Source organism: Amycolatopsis dongchuanensis (genome assembly GCF_039542405.1).
GTDB lineage: Bacteria > Actinomycetota > Actinomycetes > Mycobacteriales > Pseudonocardiaceae > Amycolatopsis_E > Amycolatopsis_E sacchari.
In genome coordinates this window covers 60,408-82,123 of sequence record NZ_BAABIB010000119.1, presented here as the reverse complement: position 1 = coordinate 82,123, position 21,716 = coordinate 60,408, and the positions used below count along the sequence as shown (strand labels likewise).

Genomic DNA, 21,716 nt, shown 5'->3' with positions numbered 1-21,716 from the left:
GAATGCGGAAAGACCTTCTCGACCGCACCTGGGCCGACGCGGAAATCGTGTGGGAATACCACCGGTTGCGGCACCGGCCGAAAAAGTGCTGTGCGGCTGTCGCACTCGGCTGCCACGATCTCGGGGTCGCCACTTACGCCGCCGAGCTGTACCACCGCGGCCTGTTCCCCGTGGTCGTGTTCACCGGGGCCAACAGCCGCGAAACGTACGCCACGTTCCCCCGCGGCGAGGGGGTGCACTACCGGGAGCGCGCGCTCGAGCTCGGCGTGCCCGAGGAAGCGATCCTCGTCGAGCCCTGCGCGACGAACACCGGCGAGAACATCACCCTTTCGCGTGAAGTCCTGCGTGTGGCAGGGATTTCCGTCGAATCGGTGATGCTGGTGTCGATGCCGTACATGGAGCGGCGGGCCTACGCCACCACCCGCAAGGTGTGGCCCGACGTCGAGCCGGTGTGCGCGTCGGTGCCGCTGTCGCTGCAGGAGTACGTGCGGACGCGGGGCCACGGCACCGAGCTCATCGACATGATGATCGGCGACCTCCAACGGATCATCGAGTATCCCGGCCAGGGATTCGCGATCGCGCAGGACGTTCCCCCGAAGGTGTACGCCGCGTACCAAAGACTAGTGGCCGCCGGTTTCCGCAGCCGGATGCTGTGATCGAATACGGCCCGTGGCCGACCCGAGATGCTGTGCCGTCCATCAACCGAATTTCTTTCCCCGTTTGTCGACATTGGCGAAGATTTTCCACGCCGATGTGTGGGTGGTGCTGGACGACGTCCAGTTCAACGCACGCGACTACCAGCACCGCGCCCGGCTGGCGCCGCTGGGTGACCCGTCCGCGCAACGCTGGCTGACCGTGCCCGTGCACCGGCCGCGCGGCCGCGAGAGCCGGATCGAAGAGCTGCTGCTCGCCGATCCGGAGACCAGCCGCCGCCGGGTGGAGCGGCTGGTGCACCAGTACTACCGGCGTGCCCCGCACTGGGCCAGCGCCCGCGACGCCGTCGACGAGGTGCTGACGGCGCTCGCCCTCACCGACCGGGTCGCCGACGTGACCGAGGTGTCCACCCGCGCGCTGCTCGCCCAGCTCGGCTGGCGTGGCGACGTGGTCCGCAGCAGCACCTTCGTCAAGAGCGATGAGCGTTCGGAGCGGCTGGCCGACCTGACGCGGTGCGTCGGTGCCGCCACGTACCTCTGCGGCCGCGGCGGCGCCCGCTACCTGGATGAGGCGCCGTTCCTCGCCCGCGGCCTCGCGGTCCACTACCCGCCGCCGCCGGAGCTGACCTCACGGGAGGGCCTGCGGACGGTGAGCGCACTGTGGGCACTCGCGGCACTCGGCCCGGACGCCCTCCGCACCCACCTCTCGGCCGCCGTCGCCGTCTGACCCCCTCCTACAACCACGACGTAGTACGGGGCGCCCCTCGGCTACCAGACAGCCACCGGACCGCCCCGTCACCACCTCCGCGTGACCGCAACTCGCCGTCCACGCAGGCCGCTCAGCACCATTGCCGCTTCCCTGCGGACCCGCCCGGGCCGGGCCGAATCGCACCGGGGCTTCTGCATGAAGAGCTCCGCGACACAGCAAACGGACGCGCGTGAGCAAACCCCGCGCCCCACCAGCGGCCACAGCCCTTAAGCGGCTACAGAGCCCTCAGGCCGCCACAGCCACCGAAGCCGCCGCGCACGCCCCAGACCACCCAAAGCCGCCGCGCACGTGCCCAGGGGGCGAACCCCCAGACCACCCAAGCCCTCAAAGCCGCCGCGCACCTGCCCAAGCCGCCACAGCCACCCAAGCCGCCGCGCATCTGCCCAAGCCGCCACAGCCACCCAAGCCGCCGCGCACACCCCAGGGCGCGAAACGCCCTCAGGCCACCAATCGTCAGGCCACCAACCGCCCCCAGGCCACCAACCCTCAGGCCACCAACCGCCCCCAGACCACCCCAACGCCCCCAAAGCCACTACCCCCTCAGGGCGCGAAGCGCTCCAAAGCCCGGATCTTGTTCGTCGCGTCGAGGGCGGCCACTTTGTACGCCTCCGACAGGGTCGGGTAGTTGAACACGGCGTCCACGAGGTAGTCCACGGTGCCGCCGCAGCCCATGACCGCCTGTCCGATGTGGACGAGGTCCGTGGCGCCCGTGCCGAAGACGTGCACCCCCAGCAGCCTCCGGTCCGTTGTGGACACTAGCAGCTTCAGCATCCCGTACGAATCACCCGCGATCTGACCCCTCGCGAGCTCCCGGTACCGGGCCGTGCCGACCTCGTACGGCACCGACGACGACGTCAGCTCCGCCTCCGTCGCCCCCACGTACGAGATCTCCGGGATCGTGTAGATGCCGATGGGCTGCAGGGCCCCCAGCTCGTGCACCGGCTCGCCGAACGCGTGGTACGCCGCGAGCCTGCCCTGGTCCATCGACGTCGCCGCCAGCGCGGGGAAGCCGATCACGTCCCCGACCGCGTAGATGTGCTCCACCGCCGTCCGGTAGTGCTCGTCCACGGTCAGCCTGCCGCGGTGGTCCGCCTCCAGGCCCGCGGCGGCCAGGTTCAGCTCGTCCGTCATGCCCTGCCGCCCCGCCGAGTACATCACCGCGTCCGCCGGGATGCGCTTCCCGCTGACCAGCGTCGTCACGGTCGAGTGGTCGGACACCTCGACGTTGGCCACCTTCTCCCCGAACCGGAACGTCACCGCCAGGTCCCGCAGGTGGAACTTGAGCGACTCGACGATCTCCGGATCGCAGAAGTCCAGCATCCGCTCCCGCTGCTCGACGACCGTGACGCGACTGCCCAGCGCCGCGAACATCGACGCGTACTCGATCCCGATCACCCCCGCCCCGACGACGACCAGCGACGACGGGATGTCGTCGAGCTGGAGGATCTCGTCGGAGTCCAGTACCCGCTCCGCGTCGAAGTCGACCTGGGGCGGCCGGGCGGGGCGGGTGCCGGTGGCGATCACGACCTTCTCCCCCGACAGCGACCGCCGCTCACCCCGGTGCGCGCCCTCCACCGCGACCGTGTGCGCGTCCACGAACGTGCCGGTGCCGGCGAGGAGGTCCACGTGGTTGCGCATCAGCTGCGCCCGCACCACCTGCACCTCCCGCCCCACGACGTGCCGCGTCCGCGCCAGCAGGTCGGCGATCGTGATGTCCTGTTTCACCCGGTAGCTGGCCCCGTACAGCTCCCGCTGGTTCATCCCGGTGAGGAACAGCACCGCCTCACGCAGGGTCTTCGACGGGATGGTGCCGGTGTTGACGCAGACGCCGCCGACCATGTCCTGCCGGTCGACCACCGCCACCCGCTTGCCCAGCTTCGCGGCCGCGATCGCCGCCTTCTGCCCGCCAGGGCCGGAGCCGATGACGATCAGGTCGTAGTCGTATTCGCCCACCCGCCCAGCCTGGACACCCCGGCGGGCACACGCAAGGTGCACCGGGGAAATCTTTACCGAAACCTGGGAAAAGGGCCCGCACATTCAAGGGAAAACCGCACACCGGTAATGGGTCAGGACAGAACAAAGGCCACACGGAATGGGGACTAACCTCGCTCGCGTGCAGCTTTCCCGTAATGTGCCGCGGTTCCTCGGTTCGTGCGCGGTCGCCGGTGTCCTCGTCGCCGGGGTGGCGGCGCCGGTGGCGATGGGGGCGGGCGTCCTGTCGAACGAGGTGAGCGATTCCGTCGACGGCATTTCCTCGAGCCTCGCCACGAGCAGGCAGCCGCTCGTCACGACGGTCACCGACCGCGACGGCAACCCCATCGCCACGTTGTTCGACCAGTACCGCCTCCCCGTGACCTACGACCAGATCGCGCCGACGATGACGGCCGCGATCGTCGCGGTCGAGGACCGGCGGTTCTGGTCCGAGGGCGGCGTGGACCCCAAGGGCATGGTGCGGGCCGCGCTGCACGACAGCTCCGGCAGCGGCGGCACGCAGGGCGGGTCCACGATCACCCAGCAGTACGTGAAGAACTACCTGATCAACGTCGTGGACCGCGGCGACAAGGCCGCCCAGTACGCCGACCGCGCCGACACCATCGCCCGCAAGCTGCGCGAGGCGAAGATCGCCGTGCAGCTCGGCCAGACGGAGTCCAAACAGGACATCCTCAGCGGCTACCTCAACGTGGTCGAGTTCTCCGGCAACATCTACGGCGTCCGGGCCGCCGCGCAGGCGTACTTCCACACCACACCGGACAAACTGACCGTGGCGCAGGCGGCGCTGCTCGCGGGCATGGTCAACAACCCGAACCTGTACAACCCGTACACGCACCCCCAGCAGGCGCTGGACCGGCGCAACACCGTCATCGACGACATGGTCACCAACCGCGTGCTCGCGGAGAAGGACGCCGAGACCGCGAAGGCGAGCCCGCTCGGGGTGGTCGACGGCGGCCCGGACATCCCGTCGAGCACCTGCATGGGCGCCCCGGACGACGCCGGGTTCTTCTGCGCCTACGCGGAAAGCTACCTCGAACAGGCCGGGTTCACCGCCGACGACCTCGAAACCGGCGGTTACACGATCCGCACCACGATGGACCCCGTCGTGAGCCGCACCGTCAAGGACGCCGTCGACGCCAACGTGCCTCCCACGCAGAACGGCGTCGCCAACACCTTCGCCGTGATCCGGCCGGGGAACACCACCCACGAGGTGCTCGCGATGGTGGCGAACCGGGACTACGGCACCGATCCCGCGAAGGGCGAGACCTCGACGAACATCGTGGCGAACGCCAGCAACGTGTTCGGCGCCGGCTCGTCGTTCAAGATCTTCACCTCCGCCGCCGCGATGGAGGCCGGGGTGGCGGGGCTGGACACGCCGCTGCCCAACCAGTCGGGCCAGTGCTTCACCCAGCCCGGCGCCAACCAGTACACGCCGCAGTACTGCGTGCAGAACGACGGCACGAGCTACCCGGACCCGATCTCGCTGCGCGACGGCCTCGCCACCTCGCCGAACGTCGCGTTCGTCGGGCTGGAGCAGAAGGTCGGGATGCCGGCCGTGCTGGACATGGCGCGGCGGCTCGGCCTGCGGAACTCCCTCAACACCAACGACGCGGGTGCCAAGCCCGATCCCACGTCGAAGGACACCCGGTACAGCGAGCCGCAGTCGCAGTACTTCCAGGACAAGCTGTCGTTCACCCTGGGCAACAGCCCGGTGAGCCCGCTGGAGATGGCGAACGTGTCGGCGACGCTGATGAGCGGCGGCGTGTGGTGCCCGCCGAACCCGATCCTGTCCGTCACCGACCGCGACGGCAAGGACGTGCCGGTCAGGCAGCAGGCGTGCGAACAGGTCGTGCCGGCGGGCCTGGCGAACACGCTGGAGGCGGGGCTGAGCCAGGACACGATCAGCGGCACCTCGGCGGCCGCGGCGCGAGCGGCGGACTGGCACCACCCCGACATCGGCAAGACCGGGACCACGCAGTTCAGCGAGTCCGTGGCGTTCGTCGGCGGCGTCGACGACTACGCACTGTCGTCCATGGTGTTCGCCGACGGCCCGCACCCGCAGGAGATCTGCCCCGGCACGCCGGTGCACCTCGGCGAGTGCGGGCACGGCGCCTTCGGTGGCACCGTGGCCGCCCCGCCGTACTTCCACGCGTTCAGCCAGTTGCTCGCGGGCAAACCGGACGTCCCGCTGCCGGCGGCCGATCCGGCCTACCTCACCGCCCGCCGCTGAACACGCCGATCCCGTTGGCCACCGCGCGTTCCGTGCCGTCGGACGGGACGTTGCGGATGGTCACGCCCTCGTCACCGGCGACGGCCATCGTGGTCGAGCCGCCGCCGTCGAGGTTGACGCCCGTGGCCGCACCGGAATCCCGCAGCAGCCCGGCGAGTTCGGCGACGCTCATCCCACTGCTGGCGGCGGTCCGGCCGTCCACGGTCAGCAGGTAGGCGGTGCGCCCATCCGCGCTCGCGCCCGCCGCCGTGCGAGGCGCCAGCGTCACGGCGTCGAGGCCGGACAGCGGGGTTCCGTTGCGCAGGATGGGAAAGCCGCCGACCGCGAACCGGAACGGCGGCGCCTGCCGCGCCACGAGGTGCGTGCCGACGACGACGTGGTCGCCGGGGTCGAGCGCTTCGAGCGCCGCCGCGCCCTGCTCGCGGCCGAGCAGCACCACGGTGTCCGGCGCGATCGGGCCGCTGCCGGGCGTCTCCGCTTCGGCCGTCACGACGCCGTGCCGGATGACGACCTCCTCGGTTTCGGTGGTGCAGCCCGCCGAACGGTCGGTGTCGGTGCCGCACGCGGCGCGGGCGCGCGACACCTCGCCCCAGTCCGACGTGTACTCGCCGATGCCGCCGACCGGCAGCGCGTACTGGTTGAGCCCGTCGATCCGGAAAACGCCTTCCGCGGACACCGCCGCCCCGGCGAGGTCCACGCTCGTCACGCGGGCGCGGCGGTCCACGCCCTCCCCGAACACGACCTTCGTCGTCGCCCCGGCGGGCATCGCGGGCCCGAAGCGCTGTCCGTCGGGCACCGCGAACTTCAGGTCCTCACCGGACGCGATCTCCGGTCCCACGGAGGAACCGGTGGCGGCGACCCCGGCGTGGGTTTCGCTGATGTTGAAGAAGTCCCCGTTGACCCCGGCGACGGCGCGCTGGGCGGTGGCCATCTCGGCCACCCCCGCGCGCTGCGCGACCCGGGCGGGGTGCAGCAGGTCCAGCCGGGCGACCCGCAGGTCCACGGTGAGCAGGTAGGCGGACACGGGGCCGTGCGCGGTGGACACGGAGAAGGTCCGGTAGGTCACGCCGGGCGCGACGAGGTCGTCGGCCGAGGCGACGGCGGGCAGGGTCAGCGGCAGCAGCGCGGCGGCGGCGAGCGCCGCACACCGGCGGGTGAAGGCAAGCACGCCCGCAGCTGATCATGCCGCGGTGAACACCGGCCGGACGCCGGTCAGACCCCGGTGATCTGCGCGATGAACGCGTCCACGTCGACGAAACCGCTTTCCCCGCCGACCGGCACGACCTCGTGCGAGGCGACCACGAACCGTTCGACGTCGGCGCGGCGGGTCTCCACCACCGCGTACCCGTCCGGCGACTCCAGCTCGATGACCAGCACTTCGTGCTCGAACGCCAGGTCCGGGCGCACCCGCACGTCCCCCAGCCCGGTAGGCTCGCTGAGCCCGCCCACGAGCAGGTCCCGCGCGAAGCACCACTCGATCCAGTTCCCGCGTGCGGTGCGGAAGGCCAGCGTGACCGCGTACGGGTCGCGGGCCACGTAGGACCAGCGGGAGAAGACGGGTGTGCCGGACCCGTTGAGGGTGACGAACTGGTGTTGTTCCGCGAAGTCGGTGCGCACGGCGTCCTCCCCGTCCACTGCTCTGTCCTGGAAGAGACGCCGGAGCGGCCCGGACGTTACACCGGTTCCGGGCACGAATTTCCGCGGGTGGCCGACCCGGCGGCACCGGGGCGGGTACCGCTGTGCACGATTACCCGGTGGCACGTGACGAACTGGCCGACGCGGAGACCGGCCCGATCCGCCGGATCCCCGCCGAGCCCCCGCGTGCCCGGGAGCAGCCTCCGCGGCGCCGGAGCACTTCCCCGGAGAAGCGGCCCGCCCGGAAACCGCCCGCGAAACGCCCGGCCGGAACCGCCGCGACGGGCCACGGACACGGGCACGGGCACGGCCCGGCGGCACCGGCGTCCAAGCGCGTGCGCCTGCTGCTGACGTGGCTGCTGGTGCCGATCGCGGTCGCCGCCGTCGCGGGACTGCTCGTGCTCTACCCGTGGGGCAAGGCGAAACCGGCGAGCAGCTACCAGCAGGGCGTCCCGGTGCACGGCACGATCACGACCGCGCTGAGCGGCCCGTGCCTCGCACCGGGGCAGGTGCAGGTGGGCGACCAGCCCGAACCCGGGCAGAAGCCGTGCCTCACCGTCGAGGTCGCGTTCAGCGACGGTGCCGCGGCGGGCTCGACGGTGAAGCTGATCGTCCCCATCGAGCCCAGCACGCCACGCTTCTCGGCGAACGACAAGGTCGTGCTGGCCTACAACGGCGGCGACCCGCACGACCCGGGTTCCTACCAGATCGTCGACTTCCAGCGCGGGCTGCCGCTCGCGGTGCTCGCGGGGCTGTTCGCACTCGCCGTCGTGGCGCTCGGCCGGTGGCAGGGGGTCGCGGCGCTCGGGGCGCTGGTGCTCAGCTTCGTCGTGCTGGTGCTGTTCGTGCTGCCCGCGATCCTGGCCGGGGAGAACCCGCTGCTGGTGGCGATCGTGGGCGCCGGGGTGATCATGTTCGTCGCCCTGTACCTGACACACGGGCTGTCGGCGCGCACGTCGGTCGCGGTGCTCGGCACGATGGTCAGCCTCGTGCTCATCGGGCTGCTGTCGGTGATCTTCTCGGCCGCCGCGTCGCTGACCGGGCTCGACGACAGCACGTCCACCTTGATCGGTTCGCTCGGGCACGGTATCGACGCGCGCGGGCTGCTGCTGGCCGGCATCGTCATCGGCGCGCTCGGCGTGCTGGACGACGTCACCGTGACGCAGACCAGCGCGGTGTGGGAGCTGCGGCGGGCGAACCCGGACCTCGGCTGGCGCGAGCTGTACCGGGCGGGCCAGCGCATCGGCAGGGACCACGTCGGCTCGGCCGTCAACACGCTCGTGATGGCCTACGCCGGTGCCGCGCTGCCGGTGCTGTTGTACTCCTCCCTGTCGGGCGTGGGGCTGGGCACGATCCTCGGCTCGCAGGACATCGCGGAGGAGATCGTGCGGACGCTGGCGGGCAGCGTCGGGATCGTCGCCGCCGTGCCCGTCACCACCGGGCTCGCCGCGCTCATCGCCAGCCGCGAGCCCAGCAACCCCAGCAGTCACAGGAGTAAGCAGTAGCCACAGGTCGCGGCCCCGGTGCGGGACGGCCCCCGTGCGTGGGGTACGAAGTCCGGCAAGCGAACAGAGGGGTTCCGCATGGATCTCGCACTGCCGCGCCGCCTGTCCCGCGCCGCCAGGACCGCCGCTCACGCCGTCTGGAGCCTGCCCCGGCTGACGGTCGTCCTCGCCGAACTGCGGGACGCGGTGAAGCAGATCGAACGGCTCGTCACCTTCGCCACGCAGGAGCTGCCCGAGCTGGTGTACCAGCTCGAACAGGTCCGCGAGCAGCTGGCGGCGATCGAACGGCGGCTTGCCGCGCAGGGGAACGGGGAACCCCCGCGCGTCAGTCGAGATGAGCGACGAAGCGGCTCACCGCGTCCATCGTGAAGCGCTGCGCGATGCGCCCGCTCGGCGCCGCGGACGCCAGCCGGTAGAGCGGACGGTCGGCCGCGCCCTCACCCTTGGCCTCGGCCCGCAGCTGCGCCACGAGCAGCTCCGAGAACACCATGCCGTTGGCCTCGATGTTGTTCATCAGCGCGTTCGCCAGCCGCCGCAGCGCCAGCACGCCCAGCTCCCGCCCGCCGGTCCCGGCGTACACCGCGAGGTCGACCTTGGCGACCTTGCGGCGCTGCCCGGCGTTGAACAGCAGGCTCACCGTCCGCATGCCGCGCACGTCCGTCACGAGCAGGTCGATCCTGGCGGCCTGCACGATGTCCACGCGGCGGGTGCGCCACGTCCGCACGAGCAGCGCGTCGCCCTCCAGCCAGATCCGCCGCCGCACGGCGAACAGGACCACGTACAGCAGCGGCAGGGCGACCACGGCCGCGACGACCAGGCCCACGACCTCACCGCCGATGAGCCCGCCGATCCCGCCGAACGCGGCCGCGAACAACGCGACGCCCGCCAGCCCCGACCACAGGCGCCTCCGCCGCAGCGCCGGGTCCTCCTGGTGCAGCGGCAAGCGCTCCGGCTCGGGCGGGCGCGTCGACTTCTTGGACTCGTTGCTCGGCTCGGTCACCGGGCCACCGCCCCGCCCGCCAGCAGCCGCCGCTCGCGCCCGATCGTCGTCGCGCCACCGTGCCCCGGCAGCACCACCGTGTCGTCCGGCAGCGGCAGCAACGTGTCCCTGACCGACCCGGCGAGCAGCTCCTGGTCGCCGCGGCCGACGGAACCGGCGAACAGCGTGTCACCGGTGAGCACCAGACGTCCCCCTTCCGGAGTGTCGAGACGGAACACCACCGAACCCGGAGTGTGCCCGGGTACGTGCCCGACCCCGACCTCCAGCCCCGCCACGCCGAGGGCCGTGCCGGACAGGTCACAAGTGGATATCGGGACGAGCGGGCGGTCGGCCGGGTGCAGCCACACCGGGATCCCGTGCTCGCCGGCGAGCGCCCCGGCGGAGTCCACGTGGTCGTGGTGGCCGTGCGTCAGCAGGATCGCCTCCGGCGTCAAATCGTGTTCCCCCAACGCTTTCCGCACCGGTTCGACGGCGTCCTGCCCCGGGTCCACCACGACGCACGGACCGTGGGGCGCGGGCGCGAGCAGGTAACAGTTCGCCCGGAGCGCGCCGGCCGCGAATCCGACGACGAGCACGAAAAGCCACCTCCACTCAGTCCGGCGCGTTCACCCTAACCGGACCTGTACGGGGTTCTCACAGGCTGTGCCCATAGACTGCCGCCACCCGATCGGTGAAGTCGAGCAGATTCTGGAGGGGGCAGGTGGCGACCAACCAGCAACGCCGTGAAGCCGCGAAGCGCAAACTCGAACGGCAGCTCGTCCGCCGGGCCGAGCGCGCACGGCGGCGCAAGATCATCGGCGTGGGGGCGACCGTGGGTGCCGTGGTCGTGGTCGCCGGGCTGGTGGTGTTCCTCGTGACCAGGGGCGGCGGTGACGGCTCGACCACCGCGGCCGACCAGACCAGCGCGCCCGAGAGCAGCCCCATCCAGATCCCCACCCAGCGGGTCACCGAGGCCGCGCGCCCCACGCCGCTGCCCAACCCGACCACGTGCCAGTACCCGGCGTCGGCGGACCAGCAGAGCACGAAGAAGGCGACCCCGCCGGCGGGTGCGAACGTGCCCTCGACGGGCACCGTGAACGTGACGCTGAAGACGACCGTCGGCGACATCCCGCTCACGCTCGACCGCTCGCTCGCGCCGTGCACGGTGAACAGCTTCCTCAGCCTGGTGAACCAGGGCTTCTACACCGACACCTCGTGCCACCGCCTCGGGACCGAGGGCCTGCAGATGCTGCAGTGCGGTGACCCGACGGGCACCGGCATGGGCGGCCCCGGCTACACCATCCCGGACGAGAACTACCCGCAGCTGACCTACGGCCGCGGCATCCTCGCGATGGCGAAGACGTCCCAGCCGAACAGCGGTGGCAGCCAGTTCTTCATGGTGTACGGCACGGCGCAGCTCGACCCCGACTACACCGTGTTCGGGTCCATTTCGGACGCCGGGCTGCAGGTGCTGGACAAGGTCGCGCGCGACGGCGTGGACCCGGCATCGGCCGCGCAGAGCCAGGACGGCACCGGCGCGCCGAAGACCCCGGTGAAGTTCACCGGGGCCACGGTCGCCGCCTAGCTAGGTGTCGAGCAGCTCGGGGGCGAACACCTCGTCGAGGCGCAGGAGCCGCTTGCTCAGCCCCTGCTCGTGGTGGTACCGCAGGAACGCCTCCAGCGCCGTCCGGTTCGCCGAGATGCCGTAGGGCCACCAGTCCTCGGCGAACTGGGCGGTGTTGCGCTCGACCAGGGCGTGCGCCCACGGCAGCATGGTCTGCACCTGGTACAGCCGCCGGTTGCGGCGGTACCGCCCGGCGGCCGCGTCCTTCGCCCGCGAGAAGGTGTCGTAGAGCTCGCGGGCGAGGCCGGGACGCCGCTCCAGCAGCTCCCGCCGGACCACCACCGCGTGCATGATCGGGAAGATGCCGGTGCGGCGGTGGTAGTCGCGCTCCAGCGGCTCGAAGTCCGGGAACAGCCGGGCCACGTTCGGGGACCCGTCGAGCACGCACTGCGGGACGTTCGCCGAGAACAGGGCGTCGATCTCCCCCGCGTCGAGCATCGCGCCCAGGCTGTCGGCGGCGACCGTGACCTCGACGTCGGCCGGGTGCGGGTGCGGGATGAACTCGAACGGCGGCGACGGGTATTCGAGGCCACCGATCACCCAGCGGTTGCGTTCGGGCCTGAACCCGTACTCGTCCATCAGGATCCCTTTGATCCACACACCCGAGTCCTGGCCGTAGACGCCGAACTCCCCCAGCGTCCGCCCCACGAGGTCGGCCGGTCCCCGGATCCCGCTCCGGACGTTGACGAACACGCACGAGTGCCGGAACACGCGGTTCGGGAAGACCGGCAAGGCGACGAACGGCGAGCCCTCGTCCAGCAGCCGGAGGTGGAAGGTCAGCCCGAGCTCGGCGACGTCGAACTCGCCGCCGCGGATGAGCCGCTCGAAGATCTCCGGCAGCGTCCCCGCGGTCTCCACCCGGACGGTTTCGCCGTCGACGACCACGTCGTCCTCGAACAGCAGGTTCGTTGTGTCGTACCGAAAACACGCGATTCTCACGTCTTGGATCGTGCCCGTGGCGCCTCAGCGTGTCCAAGACTTCCCGGGTCGACCCGATACCTTCCGGCTATCGTGGAGCGATGGACCTGCGCGCGCTGCGGTACTTCGTCACGGTGGCCGAGGAACGTCACGTCGGCCGCGCGGCCGTCCGGCTGCACATGACCCAGCCGCCGCTGAGCAGGGCCATCCGCAACCTCGAGAAGGACCTCGGCGTCCGCCTGTTCGACCGCACCCCGAAAGGCGTCGGGCTCACCCCCGCCGGGAAGACCCTGTACGACGAGGCACGCGCCTTGCTGGCACAGGCGGACCGGGTGCGGGCGCGGGTGACGGGCGCGGGCCGCCTCAGCGTCGGGACGCTCGCGGACACGGCCGAGCAGGTGGGCAGGTCCGTGGTCGAGCTGTTCCGCCGGCGGCACCCCGGGGTCACGGTGGACATCCACGAGGTGGACCTCGGTGATCCGACCGCGGGACTGCGCGCGGGCCTCGTGGACGTCGCGCTCACGCGCTCCCCTTTCGACGACTCCGGCCTCGGCACCCGGGTGCTGCGCTCGGACGCGGTGGGCGTGGTCCTGCGCGACGACGATCCACTCGCCCGCCGGAAGACGGTCGCACCGGTGGAACTGGCGGCACGCCCGGGAGTCCGGCTGCCCGACCATACCGATCCACTGTGGACGGATTACTGGACGAGCGGTCCGCCCGCCGAGGACGCGCCGGTCGTGCGGACCATCCAGGAATGCCTGCAGTCGGTGCTGTGGAACGGAAGCGCGGCACTGGCCCCGGTCGGGCAGCCGCTGCCGCCGGGCCTCGTGCTCGTTCCGCTGACCGGCCGCCCGCCGAGCGACCTGGTGGTGGCGTGGCGGAAGACGAACGAGGGCCCGCTGGTGCGCGCGTTCGCGGAGAGCGCCACGGCCTAGCGGTACGAAAACCGCGGCGGGCGGCGCTCCAGGAAGGCAGCGACGCCCTCCGCGTAGTCCTCGCCGTGCACGGCCGCCGCCCGGATCTCGTCTACCTCCGCATCCGCTTCCCCTTGCCCCGCAAGGATCTTCTCGATGATGCGGTTCATCCCCCTGATCGAGGACTGCGAGCGCGAGCACAGCGTGCGGGCGAAGGAGTCCACTTCGGACTCCACATCCGCGAAGACGTCGTTCACCAGCCCGATTTCCCGTGCCCGCGCGGCGTCGACCAGCAGGCCCGAAAGCAGGAAGTACCGGGCGTGCGCGGGGCCGACCAGCTCGACCAGCTGCCGCGTCGACGGGAAGTCGTAGACGATGCCGAGCTTCGCCGGTGTGATGCCGAAGCGCGCTTCCGGCGCGGCGAACCGGAAGTCGCACGCGACGGCGAGCTGGCAGCCGCCGCCGATGCAGTTGCCGCGGATCATCGCGATGCTCGGCTTCCGCAGGCCCGTCAACGCCGAAACCGCGCCCTCCACCGCCTTGTCGTAGGTGGTCGCGCCCTCGGCGGTCGAGCGCAGCGAGCCGAACTCGCCGATGTCCGCCCCCGCCGAGAAATCGCCGCCCGCGCCCGTCAACACGAGCACCTTGACCCCGGGATCCCGCTCCACCTCGGCGACGAGCCGCGGGATGGCCGACCACATCTCGTACGTGATCGCGTTCTTCTTCTCCGGCCGCGTGAACGTCAGCCGGCCCACCTCACCGTCACGCACGAACTCCAGACCCATACCGGCACTGTAACCGGGAAGATCAGGACGCCGAGGTGACGCGATACACGTCGTACACGCCCTCGACCCCGCGCACCACCTTGAGCACGTGCCCCAGGTGCTTGGGATCGCCCATCTCGAAGGAGAACCGGCTCACCGCGACGCGGTCGCGGGACGTGGTGACCGACGCGGACAGGATGTTGACCTTCTCGTCCGCCAGCACCTTCGTCACGTCCGACAGCAGGCGGTGCCGGTCGAGCGCCTCGACCTGGATCGACACCAGGAACACCGAGTTCTCCGACGGCGCCCACTCCACCTCGACCAGCCGCTCCGGCTGGCGGCGCAGGTCCTCGGCGTTGGTGCAGTCCGTGCGGTGCACGCTGACGCCGCCGCCCCGCGTGACGAACCCGAGGATCTCGTCGCCGGGCACCGGCGTGCAGCAGCGCGCGAGCTTGGCCCACACGTCGCTGGCGCCCTTGACGATCACGCCGACGTCGTTGGAGCCGCGGCGGCGCGTGACGGTGGACGGCGTGGACCGCGCGGCCAGCTCGTCCTCGGCCTCCTCGACCCCGCCGATCAACGCGACGAGCCGCTGCACGACGTGCTTGGCGCTGGTGTGGTTCTCCCCCACCGCCGCGTACAGCGAGCTGATGTCCGGGTGCCGCAGCTCGGCCGCCAGCGCGCCCATGGACTCCGCCGTGACCAGGCGCTGCATCGGCAGCCCGACCTTGCGGATCTCCTTGGTGATGGCCTCCTTGCCCGCCTCGATCGCCTCGTCGCGGCGCTCCTTGGCGAACCACTGCCGGATCTTGGCGCGGGCCTTGGGCGAGCGGGCGAACGTCAGCCAGTCGCGGCTCGGGCCCGCGTTCTCCGCCTTGGAGGTGAAGATCTCGACCACGTCGCCGTTTTCGAGCTTGCGCTCCAGCGCGACGAGACGGCCGTTGACGCGGGCGCCGATGCACCGGTGGCCGACCTCCGTGTGCACCGCGTAGGCGAAGTCCACCGGCGTGCCGCCGACGGGCAGCGTGACCACGTCGCCCTTCGGCGTGAAGACGAAGATCTCCCGCGCGGCCAGCTCGTACCGCAGGGAGTCGAGGAACTCGCCCGGGTCGGCGGCCTCCCGCTGCCAGTCCAGCAGCTGCCGCATCCACGCCATCTCGTCGATGTCGACGGCGGTGCCGCTGTGGGTGCCCTTGGTCTCCTTGTAGCGCCAGTGCGCGGCGATGCCGTACTCGGCGGTGTGGTGCATCTCGTAGGTGCGGATCTGCACCTCCAGCGGCTTGCCGTCCGGCCCGATGACCGTGGTGTGCAGCGACTGGTAGACGCCGTAGCGGGGCTGGGCGATGTAGTCCTTGAAGCGGCCGGGCATCGGCTGCCACAGCGCGTGCACGACGCCCATCGCCGCGTAGCAGTCCCGCACGTCCTCAACCAGGATGCGCACGCCCACGAGGTCGTGGATGTCGTCGAGGTCGCGGCCGCGCACGATCATCTTCTGGTTGATCGAGTAGTAGTGCTTCGGCCTGCCCTCGACCTTCGCGGTGATCCGCGAGTTGCCCAGGCTCAGGTTCAGCTCGTCGATCACCTTGCGCAGGTAGATGTCGCGCGACGGCGCGCGGTCGGCGACCAGGCGCACGATCTCGTCGTACTTCTTCGGCTGCAGGATCGCGAACGCGAGGTCCTCCAGCTCCCACTTGACGGTGGCCATGCCCAGCCGGTGCGCGAGCGGGGCCAGGACCTCCAGGGTCTCCTTCGCCTTGCGCGCCTGCTTTTCAGGCGGCAGGAAGCGCATCGTGCGCATGTTGTGCAGCCGGTCGGCGAGCTTGATGACCAGCACGCGCGGGTCGCGCGCCATCGCGATGACCATCTTGCGGATGGTCTCGGCCTCGGCGGCCGTGCCGAGCTTGACCTTGTCCAGTTTGGTCACGCCGTCGACGAGCTGGGCCACCTTGTCGCCGAAGTCCTCGGCCAGCTGCTCGACGGAGTAGCCGGTGTCCTCGACCGTGTCGTGCAGCAGGGCGGCCACCAGCGTGATGGTGTCCATGCCCAGCTCGGCGAGGATCGTGGCGACCGCGAGCGGGTGCGTGATGTACGGGTCGCCGGACTTGCGGCGCTGGTCGCGGTGCAGCTCCTCGGCGACGTCGTACGCGCGCTGCAGCAGGCTCAGGTCGGCGTTGGGGTGCAGCTCGCGGTGGATCGCGGCGAGCGGTTCCAGCACCTGCTTGACCGAGGCGGCCCGCTGCGCGGTGATCCGCCGGGCGAGGCGGGCCCGCACGCGCCGGGTGGCCGAGGGCGCCCTCGTCGCACCCTGGTGCGTCAACGCGTTGTCGGCGGGCGACGCGGCATCGAGCTCCTGGCTCACCGCCACCTCCTGCTCCTCGCGATGACCTACTGGAACATCAAGCCTAACGCGCGGAGGCCGGGAAAGTTCGTGATCCCCGTGCCCGGGAGCGGCGGGGTCGCCGAGCGGCCGGGTTTCGCGGCGGACGGGCGCGGGGGTGATCGGCCGCGGGGGTCAGGCCGACCGGCCGGGGTGGTCAGCCCACGCGCGTGGGATGGCGCGGGCGTCGAGCGGCACGACCAGCTCCAGTGGCTCCGCGCCGCACCGCCGACTCAACCGGGGCATCGGCCGCTGGTACTGCGCCGCACGCTCCAGCGGCGCCGCGCCGCGTCCGGACAGCGCCGCCAGCTCCAGCACCACCGACACGCGGCCACCCGGACCGCGCGCCGCGCCGCACCGCCGACTCCGGCGGCCGACGTGGTCAGACCACGCGCAGCGAGTGCACCGGGCGCCCGTCGAGCACGCCGCGTCCGGACAGCGCCGCCAGCTCCAGCACCACCGACACGCCGGACACCACCGCACCGGCCTCCTCCAGCAGGCGGCACGCGGCCTGCACCGTGCCGCCCGTCGCGAGGACGTCGTCCACCACCGCGACGCGGGAGTCCGGCGCCACGACGTTCTCCGGCAGTTCGAGCGCCGCCGTGCCGTACTCCAGCGCGTAGTCCACGCGGCCCGCCACGGACGGCAGTTTGCCGGGCTTGCGCACCAGCACAACCCCGAGCCCCCGCGCGTAGCCGACCGCGGCCGCGAGCATGAACCCGCGTGCCTCCACCGCGGCGAGCAGGTCCACGTCGGGCGGCACGGTCGCGGCAAGGGCGTCCGTCACCGCCCGGAACCCCTCACCGCTGGCGAACAGCGGCGAGAGGTCGCGGAACAGCACCCCGGGCTCGGGGAAGTCCGGCACCTCGGCGATCAGACCGAGCGCCGCGTCCAGGTCCATGCTCAGCGCTTCCGCTTGCCGCTCGGGCGGCCCCGGCGCGGCTGCGGCCTGGTGCCCTTGGTCGCGCGGGAGGAGCCGGTGGCCGCCGTGGCGTACGCCTTCTCCTGCTCGTCCTCGACGTCCTCCCCGGCGGCCTCCTGCTCGGCCTTGCGCGCCAGGTTCGCGCGGCGGGCCCGCACGCGCTCGGCCTGCTGCTTGTACCGCGGGTCGCGCATCTTGAGGTCCACCAGCAGCGGGGTCGCCAGGAACAGCGACGACATGACGCCGGCGAGCATGCCGGTGAGCTGCACGAGCGCGAGGTCCTGCAGCGTCCCGGAACCGAGCAGGAGGTAACCCACGATCAGCAGGCCCAGCACCGGCAGCAGCGCGATGACGGACGTGTTGATCGAGCGCATCAGCGTCTGGTTCAGCGCCAGGTTCGCCGTCTCGGCGTAGGTGCGGCGCGTCAGCCCGAGCAGGCCCCGCGCGTTCTCCTTGACCTTGTCGAACACCACCACGGTGTCGTACAGGGAGAACCCGAGGATCGTCAGCAGGCCGATCACGGTCGCCGGGGTGACCTCGAAGCCCACCAGCGAGTACACGCCCGCCGTGACCACGATGTCGTGCACCAGCGAGATCAGCGCGGCGACGGCCATCCAGCGCTCGAAGTAGATCGCGAGGAACACCGTCACCAGCACCATGAACACCGCGAGCGCGATCAGGGCCTGCCGGGAGATCTCCCCGCCCCACGACGCGCTCACCGCGCTGTCGCTGATCGCCTGCACGCTGGGCTGGCCGTTGGAACCGATGGGCTGCAGCCGGTCGAACAGCGCCTGCTTGACCTTCGAGACGTCGGTCTCGTCGAGCGCCTCGGACCGGATCTGCACGGTGGCCGCGTTGCCGACGCCCACCGTCTGCGCCGAGGACGCCTGCTGGCCGAGCGCGTCGGCGAACACCTGCTTGGCCTGGTCGGCGGTGATGGTGCCGTGGGTGCCGTGCGCGGGCAGCTGCAGCTGCGTGCCGCCCTCGAACTCGATGCCGAGGTTGAAACCGCGGAACACCATCGAAGCGAGGCACACGAGCACCAGCCCGGCGAAGAACAGGTACCACCGCTTGCGCTTGCCGACGATGTCGAACGCGCCGGTGCCGACGTAGAGCCGGTGGAACACGCTGCCCTTCTTCGCGCCGGACGCCGGAGCGGGCGGGTTTCCTGCGGGGCTGGACACCTCACGCCTCCTTCGCGGCCGCGGCGGCGGCTTTCCTGGCGCCCCGGCGCTCGTCGGCGAGGTGCTGCACCCCACCGAGCCCGGTCAGCTTCGGGTTGGACAGGGACTTCGACTTCGCGGCCAGCGCCACCAGCGGGTGCGTCACGAGGAACACCACGAGCAGGTCCAGCACGGTCGACATGCCGAGGGTGAACGCGAAGCCCTGCACGTCCCCGACCGCGATGGCGTAGAGCACCGCGGACGCGAGGAACATGACCGCGTCGGACGCGAGGATCGTGCGCCGCGCCCGCGTCCAGCCGCGTGGCACCGCCGACCGGAAGGTGCGGCCCTCGCGTATCTCGTCCTTGAGGCGTTCGAAGAACACGACGAACGAGTCCGCCGTGACACCGATCGAGATGATGAACCCGGCGACGCCCGCGAGGTCGAGCGTGAAGCCGATCCACCGGCCCAGCAGCACCAGCACCGCGTACACCACGAGACCGGACAGGGCCAGCGACACGATGGTGAGCGCGCCGAGCAGGCGGTAGTAGAACAGGCAGTACACGAACACCAGCGCCAGCCCGACGCCACCGGCGATCAGCCCGGCCTCGAGCGACGCGAGCCCCAGCGTCGCCGACACCGTGGTCGCGTCGGACGTGGTGAACGACAGGGGCAGCGAGCCGTACTTCAGGATGTCGGCGAGGTCCTTGGTCTGCTGCTGGGTGAACTGCCCGCTGATCTGGGTGTTGCCGTCCACGATCGCGCTCTGGATCGCGGGCGCGGACACCACCTGCGTGTCGAGGGTGAAGGCCGTCCTCGTCTGCTGCTGGTAGTGCTTCGTGGTGAAGTCGGCCCAGATCTGGCGGCCCGCGGACTTGAACGTCAGGTCGACGGTCCAGCCGGGCTTGTTCTGCGCGGGCGGCGAGGACACCGCGTTGTCGATCTCGGTGCCCTCCAGGAACACCGGGCCGAGCAGGTACTTCTCGGTGCCGTCCTTGTTGCACGCCAGCAGCGGCAGGTTGGGGTCGTCGTTGCCGCGGAGCGGGTCCTGCGCCGAGCAGGTGAACGCGGTGAGCGCCTGCTGCGCAGTCGGGGACGCGGCCAGCGTGTCCCCGGAGCCGGTGGCCAGCGCCGGGTCCTGCCGGGTGGCCTTGGCCTGCTGGATCTGCTGCGGCGACTGGTCGTCCGCACCCGGGGTGGCCGGGGCCGGCGGCGTGGTGGTGGTCTGCGCGTCGAGCACCTGGCGGAAGCCCAGCTTCGCGGTCTGCCCGAGCTTCTTCGCCTGGTCGCCCTGCTCACCGGGCACGGTGATGACGATGTTGCTGCCGTCGAGGATGATCTCGGCGCCGCTCACACCGAAGCCGTTGACCCGCCTCTCGATGATCTGGCGGGCCTGGTTGAGCGAGTCCTTCGACGGGGCGGAACCGTCGGGGGTGCGCGCGGACAGCGTGACCCGCGTACCCCCCTGCAGGTCGATGCCCAGCTTCGGCGTCGGCTTGCCGCCGCCGGTGAAAAACACCAGCGCGTAGAGCACGACCACGATCAAAACGAACAAGCCCAGGTAGCGTCCCGGGCGGATCCGCCCGGCCGGTGGTGCCACGGTGGTCGTTCTCCTCGGGAAAATAAGCTTCAGCCCATGTCAGCACCGAGACAGTACTCGGTGCCACGTGAGGACAGCGTGCAGCCCCCGGCGCCCGCGTGTCGGCGCCAGGGGCTTCGCGTCCTGGCTACTTCTTGTTGCCCTGCTCCAGCGGGGGCGCGACCTGCGGGCCCGGCTTCTCCTCGGCCGGGGTGTCCTCGACCGCGGCGACCGTGGTGGGCTCGTCGTCGGAGGTGGTCTCCTCGACCTCTTCGACCGGCGGGGCCACCTTCTCGCGCACCGCCTGGCGCAGCCACGTCGTCACGACACCGGGGGCGATCTCGATGTCGATCGTGGTGTCGTCGCTGGTGTCGGCCACCGTGCCGTAGAGGCCCGACGTGGTCATCACGCGGTCGCCCTCGGCGAGGCTGGCCTGCAGGTTCTGCTGCTCCGCGGCGGCGCGCTTCTGCTTGCGGCTGCCCAGCACGAGGGGGATCGCCACCACGAGCATGAGCAGCAACGGCAGCAAGAGCTGGTTCATGATTCTCCATTCGGCACACGCGGCGCGCGCACCTTTTTGTCCGGATGTGCTCTCTCGAGTGTGCCAGGTGAAGCCGCAACTCTCACCAGGCGGGGCTAGTCGAACAGCGTCGACTGGTCCGTTCGGCCGTGTTCCGCGGGCGGACGCAGGCCGAGGTGCTCCCACGCGGCCGCGGTCGCCACCCGTCCCCGTGGGGTCCGCGCGAGCATACCCGCGCGGACCAGGTACGGCTCGCACACCTCTTCGACGGTGGTCGGCTCCTCCCCCACCGCCACCGCGAGCGTCGACACCCCGACGGGGCCGCCTGCGAACGAGTGCACCAGCGCGCCGAGCACGGCGCGGTCCAGCCGGTCGAGGCCCAGTTCGTCCACGTCGTAGACCTTCAGCGCGGCCCGGGTGACGTCGAGCGTGATGTGCCCGTCGGCGCGGACCTCGGCGTAGTCGCGCACGCGCCGCAGCAGCCGGTTCGCGATGCGCGGCGTGCCCCGCGAGCGACGGGCTATCTCGAAGCTGGCTGCCGGGTCGATCTCGATGCCCAGGATCGCCGCCGCCCGCCGGACCACCTGGTCCAGCTCCTCGTCGGCGTAGAACTCCATCTGCCCGGTGAAGCCGAAGCGGTCACGCAGCGGGCCGGTCAGCGAGCCGGACCGCGTCGTGGCCCCGACCAGCGTGAACGGCGCGATCTCCAGCGGGATGCTCGTCGCGCCGGGCCCCTTGCCGACCACCACGTCGACCCGGAAGTCCTCCATCGCGAGGTACAGCATCTCCTCGGCGGGCCGGGCGATGCGGTGGATCTCGTCGATGAACAGCACGTCGCCCTCGGCGAGGTTGGACAGCATCGCGGCGAGGTCGCCCGCGCGCTCCAGCGCGGGGCCCGAGGTGATCCGGATCGCCGCGTCCAGCTCGGCCGCGATGATCATCGCCAGGCTCGTCTTGCCGAGGCCGGGCGGGCCGGACAGCAGCACGTGGTCCGGCGGCACGCCGCGGCGCCGGGCGCTCTCCAGCACCAGTTCCAGCTGCTCACGGACCCGGGGCTGGCCGACGAACTCCGAGAGCTTGCGCGGGCGCAGCGTCGTCTCGACCTCGCGCTCGCCGGTCTGCGGCAGCGCCGAGAGGGTCTCGTCGGAGTCGAATTCGGTCACGCTGTCATC

General features: G+C 71.3%; 21 protein-coding genes. 7 read left to right on the top strand and 14 right to left on the bottom strand.

Annotated features, from left to right (window positions below):
• The first annotated feature begins 2 nt into the window (after positions 1 to 2).
• Both ABFX51_RS30630 and ABFX51_RS30625 read left to right on the top strand, forming a co-directional pair.
• Entirely contained in the window at positions 3 to 656 is a 654-nt protein-coding gene (locus ABFX51_RS30630; protein ID WP_346055727.1) for a YdcF family protein, read from the top strand.
• Positions 657 to 669: 13 nt separating this feature from the next.
• Positions 670 to 1,380, top strand: a complete 711-nt coding sequence (locus tag ABFX51_RS30625) for a WbqC family protein (RefSeq protein ID WP_346055726.1) — start codon at positions 670 to 672, stop codon at positions 1,378 to 1,380.
• A 582-nt stretch (positions 1,381 to 1,962) separates the two neighbouring features.
• Here ABFX51_RS30625 and sthA read toward each other — a convergent pair.
• Positions 1,963 to 3,375: a Si-specific NAD(P)(+) transhydrogenase gene (gene sthA / locus ABFX51_RS30620; RefSeq protein WP_245783332.1), complete on the bottom strand. Its 1,413-nt coding sequence runs from the start codon at positions 3,373 to 3,375 to the stop codon at positions 1,963 to 1,965.
• Between the two features lie 160 nt (positions 3,376 to 3,535).
• Here sthA and ABFX51_RS30615 point away from each other — a divergent pair, with 160 nt between their 5' ends.
• Positions 3,536 to 5,644, top strand: coding sequence for a transglycosylase domain-containing protein (locus ABFX51_RS30615; RefSeq protein ID WP_346055725.1), 2,109 nt, complete (start codon positions 3,536 to 3,538; stop codon positions 5,642 to 5,644).
• Here ABFX51_RS30615 and ABFX51_RS30610 read toward each other — a convergent pair.
• Both ABFX51_RS30610 and ABFX51_RS30605 read right to left on the bottom strand, forming a co-directional pair.
• Positions 5,628 to 6,812 carry a phosphodiester glycosidase family protein gene (locus ABFX51_RS30610; protein ID WP_091514320.1) on the bottom strand — a complete coding sequence of 395 codons (1,185 nt, stop codon included), beginning with the start codon at positions 6,810 to 6,812 and terminating at the stop codon, positions 5,628 to 5,630. The two genes, ABFX51_RS30615 and ABFX51_RS30610, sit on opposite strands and share 17 nt — an antisense overlap.
• 44 nt (positions 6,813 to 6,856) lie before the next feature.
• Positions 6,857 to 7,261, bottom strand: coding sequence for an SsgA family sporulation/cell division regulator (locus tag ABFX51_RS30605; RefSeq protein ID WP_091514348.1), 405 nt, complete (start codon positions 7,259 to 7,261; stop codon positions 6,857 to 6,859).
• Between the two features lie 137 nt (positions 7,262 to 7,398).
• Between ABFX51_RS30605 and ABFX51_RS30600 the strand changes: the two genes are divergently transcribed.
• Together ABFX51_RS30600 and ABFX51_RS30595 are read left to right on the top strand one after the other, a co-directional pair.
• The gene (locus tag ABFX51_RS30600; protein WP_143249978.1) at positions 7,399 to 8,784 is read left to right on the top strand and encodes a YibE/F family protein; all 1,386 of its coding nucleotides are present in this window, start codon (positions 7,399 to 7,401) and stop codon (positions 8,782 to 8,784) included.
• 78 nt (positions 8,785 to 8,862) lie between these two features.
• Positions 8,863 to 9,153: a hypothetical protein gene (locus ABFX51_RS30595; protein WP_091514318.1), complete on the top strand. Its 291-nt coding sequence runs from the start codon at positions 8,863 to 8,865 to the stop codon at positions 9,151 to 9,153.
• On the opposite strand, the gene ABFX51_RS30590 is transcribed toward ABFX51_RS30595, so the two are convergent.
• Both ABFX51_RS30590 and ABFX51_RS30585 read right to left on the bottom strand, forming a co-directional pair.
• Entirely contained in the window at positions 9,110 to 9,784 is a 675-nt protein-coding gene (locus tag ABFX51_RS30590) for a hypothetical protein (protein ID WP_091514315.1), read from the bottom strand. The genes ABFX51_RS30595 and ABFX51_RS30590 overlap by 44 nt on opposite strands.
• Positions 9,781 to 10,359 (bottom strand): MBL fold metallo-hydrolase, encoded by a 579-nt coding sequence (locus tag ABFX51_RS30585; protein ID WP_091514313.1) that lies wholly within the window; start codon positions 10,357 to 10,359, stop codon positions 9,781 to 9,783. Before ABFX51_RS30585 ends, ABFX51_RS30590 begins: the two co-directional genes overlap by 4 nt.
• 125 nt (positions 10,360 to 10,484) lie before the next feature.
• On the opposite strand from ABFX51_RS30585, the gene ABFX51_RS30580 reads away from it, so the two are divergent.
• A complete protein-coding gene (locus ABFX51_RS30580; RefSeq protein ID WP_091514311.1) occupies positions 10,485 to 11,348 on the top strand; it encodes a peptidylprolyl isomerase in 864 nt (287 codons plus the stop codon).
• Here the strand turns inward: ABFX51_RS30580 and ABFX51_RS30575 are convergent, their stop codons facing one another.
• A complete protein-coding gene (locus tag ABFX51_RS30575; RefSeq protein WP_425425874.1) occupies positions 11,349 to 12,326 on the bottom strand; it encodes a substrate-binding domain-containing protein in 978 nt (325 codons plus the stop codon).
• An 80-nt stretch (positions 12,327 to 12,406) separates the two neighbouring features.
• Here ABFX51_RS30575 and ABFX51_RS30570 point away from each other — a divergent pair, with 80 nt between their 5' ends.
• Positions 12,407 to 13,240, top strand: coding sequence for a LysR family transcriptional regulator (locus tag ABFX51_RS30570; RefSeq protein WP_091514308.1), 834 nt, complete (start codon positions 12,407 to 12,409; stop codon positions 13,238 to 13,240).
• On the opposite strand, the gene ABFX51_RS30565 is transcribed toward ABFX51_RS30570, so the two are convergent.
• From ABFX51_RS30565 to ruvB, 8 genes are all read right to left on the bottom strand, one after another.
• The gene (locus ABFX51_RS30565) at positions 13,237 to 14,004 is read right to left on the bottom strand and encodes an enoyl-CoA hydratase/isomerase family protein (RefSeq protein ID WP_346055724.1); all 768 of its coding nucleotides are present in this window, start codon (positions 14,002 to 14,004) and stop codon (positions 13,237 to 13,239) included. The two genes, ABFX51_RS30570 and ABFX51_RS30565, sit on opposite strands and share 4 nt — an antisense overlap.
• A gap of 22 nt (positions 14,005 to 14,026) precedes the next feature.
• Positions 14,027 to 16,342 carry a RelA/SpoT family protein gene (locus ABFX51_RS30560; RefSeq protein ID WP_346055722.1) on the bottom strand — a complete coding sequence of 772 codons (2,316 nt, stop codon included), beginning with the start codon at positions 16,340 to 16,342 and terminating at the stop codon, positions 14,027 to 14,029.
• A gap of 153 nt (positions 16,343 to 16,495) precedes the next feature.
• On the bottom strand, positions 16,496 to 16,687 hold the full coding sequence (locus ABFX51_RS30555) for a hypothetical protein (RefSeq protein WP_091514304.1): 192 nt from the start codon (positions 16,685 to 16,687) through the stop codon (positions 16,496 to 16,498).
• A 55-nt stretch (positions 16,688 to 16,742) separates the two neighbouring features.
• Positions 16,743 to 17,261 carry an adenine phosphoribosyltransferase gene (locus tag ABFX51_RS30550; RefSeq protein ID WP_346055721.1) on the bottom strand — a complete coding sequence of 173 codons (519 nt, stop codon included), beginning with the start codon at positions 17,259 to 17,261 and terminating at the stop codon, positions 16,743 to 16,745.
• A gap of 2 nt (positions 17,262 to 17,263) precedes the next feature.
• Positions 17,264 to 18,466, bottom strand: coding sequence for a protein translocase subunit SecF (gene secF / locus ABFX51_RS30545; protein ID WP_346055720.1), 1,203 nt, complete (start codon positions 18,464 to 18,466; stop codon positions 17,264 to 17,266).
• 1 nt (position 18,467) lies between these two features.
• Positions 18,468 to 20,045: a protein translocase subunit SecD gene (gene secD, locus ABFX51_RS30540; RefSeq protein WP_346055719.1), complete on the bottom strand. Its 1,578-nt coding sequence runs from the start codon at positions 20,043 to 20,045 to the stop codon at positions 18,468 to 18,470.
• A 127-nt stretch (positions 20,046 to 20,172) separates the two neighbouring features.
• A complete protein-coding gene (gene yajC / locus ABFX51_RS30535; RefSeq protein WP_091514294.1) occupies positions 20,173 to 20,565 on the bottom strand; it encodes a preprotein translocase subunit YajC in 393 nt (130 codons plus the stop codon).
• Positions 20,566 to 20,660: 95 nt separating this feature from the next.
• A complete protein-coding gene (ruvB, locus tag ABFX51_RS30530; RefSeq protein WP_428832514.1) occupies positions 20,661 to 21,707 on the bottom strand; it encodes a Holliday junction branch migration DNA helicase RuvB in 1,047 nt (348 codons plus the stop codon).
• Positions 21,708 to 21,716 lie beyond the last annotated feature (9 nt).

What these genes read in the sequence shown, in the direction of transcription:
- ABFX51_RS30595 (WP_091514318.1), top strand. Translation starts at nt 8,863, where the DNA reads ATGGATCTCGCACTGCCGCGCCGCCTGTCCCGCGCCGCCAGGACCGCC.
- ABFX51_RS30565 (WP_346055724.1), bottom strand. Translation starts at nt 14,004, where the DNA reads ATGGGTCTGGAGTTCGTGCGTGACGGTGAGGTGGGCCGGCTGACGTTC.
- yajC (WP_091514294.1), bottom strand. Translation starts at nt 20,565, where the DNA reads ATGAACCAGCTCTTGCTGCCGTTGCTGCTCATGCTCGTGGTGGCGATC.
- ABFX51_RS30570 (WP_091514308.1), top strand. Translation starts at nt 12,407, where the DNA reads ATGGACCTGCGCGCGCTGCGGTACTTCGTCACGGTGGCCGAGGAACGT.
- ABFX51_RS30630 (WP_346055727.1), top strand. Translation starts at nt 3, where the DNA reads ATGCGGAAAGACCTTCTCGACCGCACCTGGGCCGACGCGGAAATCGTG.
- ABFX51_RS30550 (WP_346055721.1), bottom strand. Translation starts at nt 17,261, where the DNA reads ATGGACCTGGACGCGGCGCTCGGTCTGATCGCCGAGGTGCCGGACTTC.